Origin of the sequence: Endozoicomonas sp. GU-1 (assembly GCF_027366395.1) — a bacterium.
Taxonomy (GTDB): Bacteria; Pseudomonadota; Gammaproteobacteria; order Pseudomonadales; family Endozoicomonadaceae; genus Endozoicomonas.
Map to the genome: position 1 here is coordinate 4801606 of NZ_CP114771.1, position 12091 is coordinate 4813696.

A 12091-nucleotide genomic window follows, 5' to 3' on the forward strand; every position below is an offset into this window, starting at 1 on the left:
CAGTTATGGATGTCAGCCGGGTACCTGGTACCCGGCTTATTAGGAAATGGTTCTCGAACAAGCGATTTTGTGTCTGAAAACGATCAAATTGCTGATTCCAGTGACATAGGTGAAGAATCTGGATAGCCCACTTCTTAGAAATCTCACCGTAATTTAGCCTTGTTCTATAACCTTTGTGAGAGAAGGTTGCTAAACTGAGAGATGCCTTCTTTTAACGATTAGTCTTAATAAGAAACACAAAGGTTTGAGCAATGCATAAGGCTGTGTTCTCCGTAAAACTCAATTCTGAGCAGGTTCTTCAGTTCTATAAAGGGCAGAAGCAATCCGTAAGGGTTCGCACTGAATCGGGTCAGAGTATGAGTATTCCCTATGACATCATGCTGAAATTTGTCACCAGAGAGGGAATTTATGGTCGTTTTGAAATTTCCTATGGTGATGATGGCAAGTTTCTGGATCTTATCCGTCTCACTTGATACTGAGAAACTCTGTTAAGCGGCTTCATGACAGCAATCCCTTAAGATGGCTGCCAGCTTTTGTGCAGCAGGGCCAATATAGCTGGGGTCAGGAAATACCAGGTACAGCTGTACATTCCGATTATTACTGAGCCGGGTATCTAATTGTCTGATCACGCCTGCTTCAAGCTCCTGCTGAATATGGTGGGTTGGTAGCCATGCAAACCCAAGCCCCTGTTTCACCAGTCTTATTGATGAGCTGATGGTGGACTGGCTTTTGAAGATCGCCTCGGAAGCCTGGGCAAAGCCGCCATGTTCTACCACTGCCTGAAGCATACGCCACTGATCGAGTGTTGCCTTTGACATTTTGCAGGTCTCTATATATCCAAAAAATCGATATATTCATGCAGTATTTTGAACTTTTCTTTCGTTAATTTCGACGATAAATTTAAACCATGCATACAACAATCAAGTAAATAACAATAGTGATCTGAAAAGGTGGGAAGCATGGCTAAATTACTCCAAATCAACAGCAGCCTGTTTGGTGAACATGGGCAGTCGACCCAACTGTCACAGAAATTTGTTGAGCGATTTCTGACAGCGAACCCTGACACTCAGCATCAGGTAAGAGACCTGGCTAACCAGCAGATTCCCCATCTGGATGCGGAAATCGTGATGGGTTTTGGTATCCCTGAGGACCAGAAAAACCATCGACAGGCTGAAATGACAGCGCTTTCTGATCAGTTGATTGAGGAAGTAAAGACCGCTGATATTCTGGTAATAGGCCTGCCTATGTATAACTTCAGTTTGCCTTCAACCCTGAAATCCTGGTTCGACTTTATTGCCAGGGCAGGGATCACATTTAAATATACCGAGCAGGGACCGGTCGGTCTGGTGGAAGGTAAGAAGGCTTACATTATGGCCGCGCGAGGTGGTCAGTATCAGGGGACTGATCTCGATACGCAAACGGCGCTTGTTCGCCAGTTTCTTGGCTTTATCGGTATCCGGGATGTTGAGTTTGTTTATGCGGAAGGGCTTAACATGGGGGATGATATCAAGGGGCAGTCAATCCATGATGCAGAGGAAGCAATGAACCATCTTGTTGTTGCACTTTAATGGATAAAGTCTGAAGCTGGATGCCGCAAACGTAACGATACATTTGCGGCGTATTGTCAGGCAGCAGTGATGATAAGATACTTTTCCATCAGCTCATCCTGGGTTTCTTCGCAGTCCGGGTTCTTCGGAATACAGTCTACCGGGCACACCTGTTGGCACTGAGGTTCATCATAATGGCCAACGCACTCCGTGCACAGCAGTGGGTCAATCTCGTAAATTTCTTCCCCGGGTGAAATAGCACTATTCGGGCATTCCGGTTCGCAGACGTCGCAGTTAATGCAATCGTCAGTAATCATTAAAGCCATGGGTGACCTTTGGGATTCCGCTCCGCCTGTAAGTAGCTAACCTGGCTACCTTTCAGCTGGTAAAAACAAATGAATAACGGACAGTATCTCAGTTTCCGTTGAACTTATCTGTCAGTGCTTTCTGAACACATGGTGATACAAACTTGGAAATATCCCCCATTCAGAGAGGCTATTTCCCGAACCAGTGTAGAGGAAATATAGGAGTATTGCTCTGCTGGTGTCAGAAAAAGGCTTTCCACTTTGGGTGCCAGCACCCGGTTCATATTGGCCATTTGAAATTCATATTCAAAGTCAGAAACGGCTCTTAACCCCCTGAGAATAACCTGGGCCTGCTGCTCTGCCACAAAACTGGCAAGCAGAGAGCTGAAGCCGGTTACCTGAACATTTGGCAGATGAGCGATGGATTCTTTGGCCAGATTGACCCGGGTTTCCAGATCGAACAGTGGCTTTTTCTTGGGGCTTTCAGCAACGGCAATAACAATGGTATCAAACAGCTTGGCCGCTCTTTCAACAAGATCCATATGACCCTTGGTAATAGGATCAAACGTACCAGGATAGATTACCTTGATCATTAAAAATGACTCTCCGGCCACAAATCCAACAACAGATCAGAGATACAAAACATTTCAGGAGTTCCGTTGTTTACCAGAAAACTGTCTTGTAATTTGCTGGACAGACTCCCATTGACGTCATTCACTGATCTGCGAATATGTCGACCTTTTTTTAGTAAAAGGGCATGTTAACGAAATAGTCAAAAGGGTTCAAATGATCAGCGTTCTGGGGCACTTAATGTTGAGGATATGAGAATGTTCAAGAGTCATGGCACTGGAATGGTCGTTAAGTGTACAGATTCATGTTAAAAGTCTGAGAATGTTAAACTGCAATGCGGACTTAAACAGTGGGTAGCGAAGACGACTGGACTGCCCTGACTGACATTGTATCTCTTTATCCAGCTTGACAAGCCCAGGCTGGGGTCTTGGCACGATGAACGCGCTCTTGTTGGTCAAACATAGCCTGTCTGTGAAACCGGACAGAAGGCAGGGCACATCCCCGTGCTTGATTTCTTCCCGGCGATGCCAGGTTGTAAAAATACTGGAGGGTCACACTTAATGGTGCCGCCTGATAACAGGAATGGGTACATAAGTTCCGGTTGGGACTGGACAGGCGTTTTGCATTTAGCATCTATACTTTCAGCTTCCAATAAGGGTGGTGCCGAGGGTAGCTTCAGGCTCTGTTGCTGCCCATTGGGAAGGGAGTTCTGTTTGGTACAGGTGGCGATCTGTCGTTTCCGAAGCTGTACGCACTCGCAGCCATGGCAGGCAATAAGTGCACAGCTGGTGAGGACTGCACCAACACCAGCGCCAGCAGGTGCACCGACCACAATTCCACTGATTTTGCCAGCACAGCCGCAACCTATGAAACCACCCAGAGCGGCAGAAGGAACGCTGCCCGCGACAATCAGTCCGGCCCAGACGCCAGAAAATTCATCTGGACAAGTACAAGTGCAATCCGATGCCCGTTGTGCAAATTGTTTAATGGTTGCCATTGATAAAGTTAGGGCATTCCATGGATTCATGTTGCGTATTTCCTCTAAATGGTAGTTGCTTCCACGCCGTGCTCTGTTGGCACTAAGCTGACAGCAAGTTGGTACTGACCATTTGGACTAAATTATTCAGCAAAAGTTCCTGTGTCCTCAGTTGCACAAGGAATCATTCATGGAAGTTGCGTGATAACTCGATGGATTTCAGTGCTGACGAAATTGAAAATCTTCGTAAGTTTCTGACGTTCAGTGAAGAAGAGTACCTGAACGTCTGAACCAGTTTTTGCAGGGCCACTGGCAAACGGCCCCGAAGTCTGAAAGAGACAGGGCCTATTGCCGACCGGAAAGGAACTTCAGCATTTTTTTCTGCAGCCAGCCACCATAGGGGGGGTAGATCATTTTAGTGCTGTTCAGCTTGCCTTTGGTTAACACCGACTTGGCCTTGGAGAATGTCAGGAAGCCCTCATGGCCGTGGTAGTGTCCCATGCCTGATGGGCCAATGCCGCCAAAGGGCATATCTTCCACAGCGACGTGTAACAAACACTCATTAATACAGACACCGCCAGAGTGGGTCTGTGCCAATACGGCTTCCTGATTGTTTGTATCAGAACCGAAGTAGTAGAGTGCCAGTGGCCTGGGTCGTTGCTGGACAAACTGAATGGCTTCATCAAGGCTGTCGATGCCGATGACAGGAAGCAGCGGGCCAAAAATTTCTTCCTGCATAACGCCCATATTATCAGTTGGATACTCAATTAAGTGGATGGGGATTCGACGGCTTCCGTCGTTAATTTCCTCATTGCCCGGAGTGTGGATGGTTGCGCCCTGCGCTTTGGCATCAGCCAGTAATTGCAATAATCGCTGGTGGTGGCGGTCATTGATGATTGAGGTGTAATCATTATTTCCGTTGACCGTTGGGTACATTTTTCGAAAGGCGTTGAGATAGTGCTCGATAAAGGCGGCCTTCTGGTCATTTTTCACCAGAATATAGTCCGGCGCTACGCAGGTTTGACCGGCGTTCAGGGCTTTTGCGTAGCAGACTCTTTCTGCCGCTTCCTGAATCGGGAAGTCGTTATCGACAATAACCGGTGACTTACCACCCAGCTCCAGGGTTACCGGGGTCAGGTTTTTTGCAGCGGCTTGCATAACATGGTGACCGACCGCTGTCGAACCGGTGAAAATAATGTGGTCAAAGTGCAGGCTGGTAAACTCGGTTGCCACTTGTGCATCACCGCAAACGACGGTGACCAGATCAGCAGGAAATGTTTGCTCAATGATTCGGGCAACCAGCTCCGAGGTTTTTGGTGTGAATTCCGACATCTTGATCATGGCCCGGTTGCCGGCGGCAAGAATCGTCAGCAATGGACTTAGCGACAGGAACAGTGGGTAGTTAAAGGGCACCACAATACCGACCACGCCCAAGGGCTGGTACACGACTTTTGCCGAGGCAGGCAATAACTGAGGGTTCAGCTTTCGCTTGCTGGGTTGCATCCATTTTTTAAGCTGCTTGATCGTGTAGTGAATATTGCCCAGATTCGGTATGATTTCAGTCAGTGATGACTCACTTCTGGATCGGCCGCCAAAATCTTCATCCAAAGCGGACAGTAATGCGTCTTTATTGCTCAGCAATGCTTTCTTGAGTGCCTTCAGGCGATCAACCCGTTCCTGATAGCTGGGGTTAGGGTCTTGCAGAAAGGCTTTCTTCTGGGCAGCAAGCAGATCTTCCAGGGGCGGTGGGATTTGCCGGGTCACTTTCCTGTGCTCGGACATAATGGGTTCGGCAGCGGTCATTGTTGTTTCCCTCTTGGGCGCTAATGGTTTATTTAATAATTTTTATTGTCTGTTTTCTTGTGTTGATAACGTGGACAAAAAGAAAGGCTCACATAGAGCCTTTCCTGTATTTTTGTATCACTGTCCAGGCAAACTGCTCAGCAGATACGGTCAGCCTTATAGTATGACTCGCCGGTTTCGATACCTGCATCAAACTCAGTCTGGCCGCTGCGGCTGGAGGTCCTCAACGCTTCGCGGGAGGCAGCCGTTCCTTCAGGCAGCAGGTGATCTACCGCTGCCTTTTCTTCTAACAGCTCCTGTTCAGTTTTCTTCATCATTGACTGACCGTAGTCGTTAATATGAAGGTTCTGGACAATCTGGTAGCTGCCAAATTCACAAACGACAGGGAAAGAGTAGTAGATGCCTTTGGCAACACCGTAGCTGCCATCGGAAATAATGCCCATGGATACAATACGACCATCGCTGCCCAGGGCCCAGTCACGCATGTGATCAAGAGCGGCCTGTGCGGCGGAGGCAGCACTGGAGAGGCCACGCCACTCGATGATTTCGGCACCACGTTTCTGGATACGAGGTGTATATTCTTCCTTGTACCATTGCTCATCGATCATATCGATGGCCGCTTCATCACCCAGTACCTGGGCGTGGTGCAGATCAGGGTACATGGTTGGCGAGTGGTTGCCCCACACGCAGACACCTTCGATATCCGCAGGATTAACCCCCAGTTTGTTACCCAGGATGCCCTGTGCACGGTTGTGGTCCAGTCGGGTCATGGCGCAGAACTGGGATGGTGCCAGATCGGGCGCATTGCGGGACAATATCAGACAGTTGGTGTTTGCCGGGTTACCCACCACCAGGGCTTTAACATCACGGTTAGCCACTTCGTTCAGCGCCTTGCCCTGTTCGGCAAAGATAACGGCGTTGGCTTCCAGCAGGTCGGCGCGCTCCATACCCTTGGAACGGGGACGGGCACCGACCAGCATGGCGTAATGAATGCCACGGAAACCATCAAACGGATTGTCGTGCAGACTGATACCGTGAACCAGTGGGAAGGCGCAGTCTTCCAGCTCCATGGCAACGCCACGAAGTTTGTCCATAGCCTGTGGGATCTCAACCAGTTGCAGAATCACAGGCTGATCAGGTCCCAGCATTTCACCGGCAGCGATTTTGAACAGCAGAGAGTAGCTGATGTTGCCAGCTGCACCTGTGACCGCAATTCGTACGGGTTGTTTCATGGGGAACTGCTCCTTAGAGTTTTCAGGTTCGTTCTTAGATTAGCAATGCGTCCAAATCGCCATGAGCCGTTCTTTAAAGCAGCTTTTCGTGCTTTCTTGCACTTAAAAGTCATAAAAGAGACATCCGGCCACGGCCTGCTGAATGGTAAGCCTGTGGATGATACAGCGTTCAGACGTACTGTTTATTTGATAAAGATCAGCCGCGCACAGATTACTGATATCATTTCGGTAAGTCCATATGTGAGACGTTGGTTATTGTTGTTTTTTCATGCGCGACCAGAGGCTGAAGCTTACTTGTCCTGCGGTTTTGCACTTTTCCAGCTGCCAGTTCTCCGGGGTTGGCAAAGGGCTCAGCTCTTTCTCTACCTCAATGTAAATATGGCTGTTGTCATTCAGGTAACCATTGCTTTCCAGCAGCTGGCAAGCAGGCTCCAGCAGGTTCATCCGAAACGGTGGGTCCAGGAAAATCAGGTCAAAACCGGTTTCAGCCGGTTGGTTTAACCAGATAAGGCTATCGCACTCAATCACCCTGGCACGCTCAGCTTTTAACAGTGCAAGGTTGCTCTTCAACGTTCTTGCGGCAACCGGACTTTTTTCCAGCAGCACTGCTGACGATGCGCCCCGGGAAAGGGCTTCCATGGACAGTGCGCCGGTACCACTGAATACATCCAGCACTCTGGCTCCCGGTGTCATCATGGTCAGCCAGTTAAATACTGTCTCTCTTACCCGGTCTGAGGTGGGGCGCAAGCCGGGTACATTGGCTACGGGTAACTTACGACTGCGCCATTCACCCGCAATAATCCGCAGCTGGCCACCACCGGTATGAGCAGGGCCGGTGTTAGCGCGTGATTCAGGATGCTTGGGATTTCGAGACTTGCGAGGCATTAACAGGCTCCAGCCGGGCAGGGGGTCAACAGGGAGCGTAAGCATACTCGTTTCATCGCTTCAGGTCATGGAGTTACCAGTCATCCTGGTGTGTATAGACAGCAGAGTCTGGTGAAATACAACAAACCCGGAGAAAGGTGTCAGACTTCCAGTAGCCCGAAGTCGCCGTTTTTTATTGTGGATGGTTCCATTCGGGTTCATGAAAGATGGACTATTTTCCCTGAGAAAGTTCGTTTCGTGACAGTCTGAATTAAGATAGGATTAGCGATTATCCATAGCCTGCATGATGGATTGTCATTGCGTTTCATCGCCTGTTACGGGGACTTCTCCGGCTTGGCTTCAGTTCGATGGCAATCCTGATAGTCATCAGGCGTTCCCATCAAGGTTATAGAAGTAGTCTATGTTCGGTTCGCGCAAAGACGATGAGAAAAAAGCCAAACGCAGTTTTTGGCCCTGGGGTCGACGTTCCCGGGATGAAGTTTCTGAAGAACAGGTAGAGGCAAAGGCTGAGCCTGAAGTAGAAGACGTTGTATCCACTGTAGAAACACCAGAAGCGGTTGCTGAGTCGGCTTCTGAATCTTCAGCCGTTGTTGATGCTGCACCTGAGACTGTGCCTGAGGCCGTTCAGGGTACTGAAGATAAGCCTGTTCATCCTGAATCCCGGGAGGAATCCGCTTATAAAGCACCTGAGGCTTCTGACAAAGAAGTACCGGTTGTTGCTGCCCCTGAAATTCCCCGGGTTGCTGAGCCAGAATCACCGCCCGAAAAAACGCCGGTTGAGCCAGAGGACAAGCCTGAAGCTAAGGGTGGCTTCTTTGCCAGGATGCGTCAGGGGTTGAGCAAAACCCGTAACGTTCTGGTGGAAGGCGTTGCAGAACTGTTTATCGGTAAAAAGGAGATCGATGATGATCTTCTGGATGAACTGGAAACTCAGCTGCTGGTCGCCGATGTGGGCGTTGAAGCCACCACTGACATTATTGAAAAGCTGACCAGGAAAGTTAAGTACAAAGAGCTGGATGATGCGGATGCCCTGATGGCTGCACTGCAATCTGAGCTTGCTGATATTCTTGTACCGGCTGACCAGCCACTGGTTATCCCGCAACAGGACACCCCTTTTGTTATCCTGGTGGTGGGCGTTAATGGTGTGGGCAAGACCACCACGATTGGCAAACTGGCTCGTAAACTTCAGTCCGAAGGCCGCAAGGTTATGCTCGCGGCTGGCGATACATTCCGTGCGGCTGCGGTTGAACAGTTGCAGGTGTGGGGTGAGCGCAATGAGATTCCGGTGGTGGCCCAGCATACCGGCGCTGACAGCGCTTCCGTTATCTTTGATGCCTTTGAAGCAGCAAGAGCCCGTAATATCGACGTCCTGATTGCCGATACCGCTGGTCGCCTCCACAACAAGGATCATTTGATGGAGGAGTTGAAAAAGGTGAAGCGGGTGCTTGGGAAGCTGGACCCTGATGCACCCCATGAAGTGTTACTGGTACTGGATGCGGGCACCGGGCAGAATGCCCTGAGCCAGGCTCGCCTGTTCCATGAAACGGTGCAGTTAACCGGCATGGCCCTGACCAAACTGGATGGAACCGCCAAGGGCGGGGTGATCTTCGCGCTGTCCAAACAGATGAAACTGCCAATCCGTTTCCTGGGCGTGGGTGAGCAGATAGATGACCTGAGACCCTTCTCGGCTAAGGAGTTTGTTAAAGCGCTATTTTCCCGGGAAGGTTGATATGACCTGCAATGAGCGGCAAATGTCGCTCATTAGAGTGTTGGTGACTTGAATAGCATCCAATAGATAGATTAAGGACAGCTGGATGATTCGCTTTGACGGTGTCAGCAAGCGTTACCCGGGAGGTCATGTTGGCCTTGAGCACGTCAGTTTTCACCTGGAGCGGGGAGAGATTGCGTTTCTGACAGGCCATTCTGGTGCAGGAAAAAGTACCCTGATGAAGCTGATTATGCTTCTTGAGAGGGCCAGTGCAGGTCAGGTCTGGGTGGGAGGTCATAACCTGCGGGCTCTGAAGAACAGCCGGATTCCCTATCTTCGCCGCAACATTGGTGTGGTTTTTCAGGATCACCAGTTGCTGTTTGATCGTACTGTTTTTGAAAATGTTGCTTTACCGCTGCTGATCGCAGGCTATTCTCCCAGTGATTGCGCTGGCCGGGTTCGCGCTGCTCTGGATATGGTCGGGTTATTAAGCAAGGAAAAGTTGTTGCCAGTGGCTTTGTCCGGTGGTGAACAGCAGCGGGTTGGCCTGGCGCGGGCAGTCGTGAATCGCCCGGCTTTGATTCTTGCGGATGAGCCCACTGGAAACCTTGATCCGCAGTTGTCCACGGAAATCATGAAGCTGTTTGAGAACTTTAATCAGGTGGGGGTTACCGTGTTGATTGCCAGTCATGACCTGGCGCTGGTGGCCCGGATGCGACACCGTATTTTGACCCTGGAGCATGGCAGGCTGGTTGCAGACCAGGAGGTTCAGTGAGTCTGTTTAGTAAGAACAACAGGCGACAGCAAAATGGTCGTCGGCACACAGTGGATGAACAGGCGGGGATGGGCAAAACCGCTGGAAAGAGTGCGGGAAGTTTTGTTCCTAAAGAAGCCAATAAAGATGCCCATAAAAGAGGTGCCAATCGCCAGACCGTAGCAACCCTGACACTGCATTCTTTCCTGAGCCTGCATCGGCAGGTGGGCAGGGATGCGCTGACCCGTCTGCTGAACAACCCTGTGGCCAGTCTGTTGAACAGCTTGCTGATCGCGGTTGCCTTTTCCCTGCCGGTTTTGCTGTTTGTTCTGGTGAGCAATGTGCAGGTGCTGGGGGCAGCCTGGGATGGGCAGCCCAAAATCTCCATTTACCTCAATCATGGGGTTAGCCAGAAAATTATCGATCAACGTATTGCGGATTATCGTCAAGACCCTCTGATTAAAGAAGTTGTCTATCTGTCGCCGGAACAGGGGGTGAACGACTTTCAGCAAAAGGCCGGACTGCAGGATGTGATTAGCCAGCTTGGGTTTAATCCATTGCCGGGGGTGATAGAGCTGCTGCCTGCCATCGAGGCATCTTTTGAACAACTGGATGATGCCGTGGTCCATTATCAGCAAATGGAAGGGGTTGACCAGGTTCGCCTGGACCGGCAGTGGGTACAGAGGCTGCAGGCAATTTTGACGATGCTTGAACGCTTTGCCATCATGCTGGGCGGGATTCTCGGGCTTACCGTGGTTCTGGTGATCAGCAACACCGTGCGCCTCAGTATTGAAAGCCGCCGTGATGAAATCAAAATTATCAGTATGGTGGGTGGAACCCGGGGCTTTATTGCCATGCCCTTCATCTATATGGGGATCTGGTATGGCGTGATTGGTGCCATTCTGGCTCAAGTGATTGTTTTTTCATTATTAGCTGTCCTGAGTCATGAAATGATGAATATTGCCGGACTGTATAATAGCGAGATGGTATTATCTGGCCCCGGTTTTGGCGTGTTGGGCGTATTGTTGCTGGCCGGAATAGCGTTTGGTGTTCTGGGGGCAATAAGCAGCTGCTATCGACATTTTCAGGCTTTAGTACCTGACTAGGAGCCTGTCCGAGAATAGACTGTGTAAAGTAAGAAAATGTCCTGTAAAGTCGATAGCGATTGTGAACCGAATTGTTGTTATTATTAGTATTCGTTTGAACTTCAGCTATTTTAACAGAGTCAAATCAGAGGGTATCTTGACGGAGTCAGTTATGGGCACCAGTCTTCAACCAGTCGATATGTTAGTTCCTGGCCGCAATATTGATGCCTATGTTGCGTCAGTCAGCAGTATTGCTGTGTTGTCTGCTGAACAGGAAAAGACCCTTGCTGAGCGCCTCTTCTTTCATAATGATCTGGAAGCGGCTCGTCAGCTGGTCATGTCTCACCTTCGCTTTGTTGTTCACATTGCCAAAAGCTATTCCGGCTATGGTCTGCCACTGGCAGATCTGATTCAGGAAGGCAATGTGGGTCTTATGAAAGCGGTTAAGCGTTTTAACCCTGAAGTTGGGGTAAGGCTCGTCTCCTTTGCTGTGCATTGGGTCAAAGCGGAAATACACGAATTTATTCTGCGTAACTGGCGCATTGTGAAAGTCGCGACCACGAAAGCGCAACGCAAACTTTTCTTTAACCTGCGCAGCGCTAAAAAGCGGCTGTCCTGGTTAACCAACGATGAAGCGGATGCCGTAGCCAAAGATCTGGGCGTTGAAGCTAAAGTGGTTCGCGAAATGGAAAGCCGAATGGCTGGCCAGGATACCGCTTTTGATGGCTATGGGGACGATGATAGCGATACCGCTTATCAGGCACCTGCTTACTATCTGGAAGACCATAACTCAGACCCTTCTTCTCTGCTTGAAGATGCCGACTGGTCCGACAGTTCTATTTCCCAGCTGAGAAGTGCCTTGGCACAGCTGGACGAACGCAGTCGGGATATTCTGCAGAAGCGTTGGCTGGCAGAAGAAAAGGCAACGCTGCATGAGCTGGCGGACACCTATGGAGTATCTGCTGAGCGTATCCGCCAGTTGGAAAAGAATGCGATGAAAAAGCTGAAAGGCTCTATGGAAGCCTGACGCCGATTAAACGTTCTGGAAAAAGCCGCTAAATAGCGGCTTTTTTTATGAGGTTAAAAAATTCAGGGTGTTGACTTTTATCAACACCAGCGTAGAATGCGCCGCTCTTCCACGGGCTAACTTGAAACGGTCACCCACGGATCGTCAGAATGAATCATCATTGCTGAACGGGAAGTGCGGTTTGAAAATGGGTTGTTTG

The 12091-nt window shown here is 49.8% G+C and carries 12 protein-coding genes and 1 pseudogene; 6 read left to right on the top strand and 7 right to left on the bottom strand.

The features are described from left to right. Window positions 1-251 precede the first annotated feature (251 nt). On the top strand, window positions 252-473 hold the full coding sequence (locus O3276_RS19965; RefSeq protein ID WP_101745609.1) for a DUF2835 family protein: 222 nt from the start codon (window positions 252-254) through the stop codon (window positions 471-473). 15 nt (window positions 474-488) lie between these two features. Here the strand turns inward: O3276_RS19965 and O3276_RS19970 are convergent, their stop codons facing one another. Continuing rightward, window positions 489-818, bottom strand: a complete 330-nt coding sequence (locus O3276_RS19970; RefSeq protein WP_269672893.1) for a LysR family transcriptional regulator — start codon at window positions 816-818, stop codon at window positions 489-491. Between the two features lie 141 nt (window positions 819-959). Between O3276_RS19970 and O3276_RS19975 the strand changes: the two genes are divergently transcribed. Further along, window positions 960-1568 carry an FMN-dependent NADH-azoreductase gene (locus tag O3276_RS19975; RefSeq protein ID WP_269672894.1) on the top strand — a complete coding sequence of 203 codons (609 nt, stop codon included), beginning with the start codon at window positions 960-962 and terminating at the stop codon, window positions 1566-1568. A gap of 56 nt (window positions 1569-1624) precedes the next feature. Here O3276_RS19975 and O3276_RS19980 read toward each other — a convergent pair whose 3' ends face one another. The 6 genes and pseudogenes from O3276_RS19980 to rsmD form a co-directional block, all read right to left on the bottom strand. Further along, on the bottom strand, window positions 1625-1873 hold the full coding sequence (locus O3276_RS19980; protein WP_101745606.1) for a YfhL family 4Fe-4S dicluster ferredoxin: 249 nt from the start codon (window positions 1871-1873) through the stop codon (window positions 1625-1627). A gap of 88 nt (window positions 1874-1961) precedes the next feature. Continuing rightward, a pseudogene (gene coaD, locus O3276_RS19985) lies at window positions 1962-2445 on the bottom strand (pantetheine-phosphate adenylyltransferase). 431 nt (window positions 2446-2876) lie between these two features. After that, the gene (locus tag O3276_RS19990; protein ID WP_269672895.1) at window positions 2877-3449 is read right to left on the bottom strand and encodes a hypothetical protein; all 573 of its coding nucleotides are present in this window, start codon (window positions 3447-3449) and stop codon (window positions 2877-2879) included. Window positions 3450-3743: 294 nt separating this feature from the next. Further along, window positions 3744-5201: a coniferyl aldehyde dehydrogenase gene (locus O3276_RS19995; protein ID WP_269672896.1), complete on the bottom strand. Its 1458-nt coding sequence runs from the start codon at window positions 5199-5201 to the stop codon at window positions 3744-3746. A gap of 137 nt (window positions 5202-5338) precedes the next feature. After that, complete coding sequence (locus O3276_RS20000) at window positions 5339-6433, bottom strand: malate dehydrogenase (RefSeq protein WP_269672897.1); 1095 nt, start codon at window positions 6431-6433, stop codon at window positions 5339-5341. Between the two features lie 252 nt (window positions 6434-6685). Further along, complete coding sequence (gene rsmD, locus O3276_RS20005) at window positions 6686-7363, bottom strand: 16S rRNA (guanine(966)-N(2))-methyltransferase RsmD (RefSeq protein WP_269672898.1); 678 nt, start codon at window positions 7361-7363, stop codon at window positions 6686-6688. A 355-nt stretch (window positions 7364-7718) separates the two neighbouring features. Here rsmD and ftsY point away from each other — a divergent pair, with 355 nt between their 5' ends. From ftsY to rpoH, 4 genes are all read left to right on the top strand, one after another. After that, window positions 7719-9047 carry a signal recognition particle-docking protein FtsY gene (gene ftsY, locus O3276_RS20010; RefSeq protein ID WP_269672899.1) on the top strand — a complete coding sequence of 443 codons (1329 nt, stop codon included), beginning with the start codon at window positions 7719-7721 and terminating at the stop codon, window positions 9045-9047. 85 nt (window positions 9048-9132) lie between these two features. Beyond that, window positions 9133-9801 carry a cell division ATP-binding protein FtsE gene (gene ftsE / locus O3276_RS20015; protein ID WP_269672900.1) on the top strand — a complete coding sequence of 223 codons (669 nt, stop codon included), beginning with the start codon at window positions 9133-9135 and terminating at the stop codon, window positions 9799-9801. Then, window positions 9798-10886, top strand: coding sequence for a permease-like cell division protein FtsX (gene ftsX / locus O3276_RS20020; RefSeq protein ID WP_269672901.1), 1089 nt, complete (start codon window positions 9798-9800; stop codon window positions 10884-10886). The genes ftsE and ftsX overlap by 4 nt, the downstream gene beginning before the upstream one ends. 151 nt (window positions 10887-11037) lie before the next feature. Continuing rightward, window positions 11038-11892, top strand: coding sequence for an RNA polymerase sigma factor RpoH (gene rpoH / locus O3276_RS20025; protein ID WP_269672902.1), 855 nt, complete (start codon window positions 11038-11040; stop codon window positions 11890-11892). The last annotated feature ends 199 nt before the right edge of the window (window positions 11893-12091 follow it).

What these genes read in the sequence shown, in the direction of transcription:
- ftsE (WP_269672900.1), top strand. Translation starts at nt 9,133, where the DNA reads ATGATTCGCTTTGACGGTGTCAGCAAGCGTTACCCGGGAGGTCATGTT.
- O3276_RS19980 (WP_101745606.1), bottom strand. Translation starts at nt 1,873, where the DNA reads ATGGCTTTAATGATTACTGACGATTGCATTAACTGCGACGTCTGCGAA.
- rpoH (WP_269672902.1), top strand. Translation starts at nt 11,038, where the DNA reads ATGGGCACCAGTCTTCAACCAGTCGATATGTTAGTTCCTGGCCGCAAT.
- ftsY (WP_269672899.1), top strand. Translation starts at nt 7,719, where the DNA reads ATGTTCGGTTCGCGCAAAGACGATGAGAAAAAAGCCAAACGCAGTTTT.
- O3276_RS19995 (WP_269672896.1), bottom strand. Translation starts at nt 5,201, where the DNA reads ATGACCGCTGCCGAACCCATTATGTCCGAGCACAGGAAAGTGACCCGG.
- O3276_RS19970 (WP_269672893.1), bottom strand. Translation starts at nt 818, where the DNA reads ATGTCAAAGGCAACACTCGATCAGTGGCGTATGCTTCAGGCAGTGGTA.
- O3276_RS19965 (WP_101745609.1), top strand. Translation starts at nt 252, where the DNA reads ATGCATAAGGCTGTGTTCTCCGTAAAACTCAATTCTGAGCAGGTTCTT.
- O3276_RS19990 (WP_269672895.1), bottom strand. Translation starts at nt 3,449, where the DNA reads ATGAATCCATGGAATGCCCTAACTTTATCAATGGCAACCATTAAACAA.
- O3276_RS19975 (WP_269672894.1), top strand. Translation starts at nt 960, where the DNA reads ATGGCTAAATTACTCCAAATCAACAGCAGCCTGTTTGGTGAACATGGG.
- rsmD (WP_269672898.1), bottom strand. Translation starts at nt 7,363, where the DNA reads ATGCTTACGCTCCCTGTTGACCCCCTGCCCGGCTGGAGCCTGTTAATG.
- O3276_RS20000 (WP_269672897.1), bottom strand. Translation starts at nt 6,433, where the DNA reads ATGAAACAACCCGTACGAATTGCGGTCACAGGTGCAGCTGGCAACATC.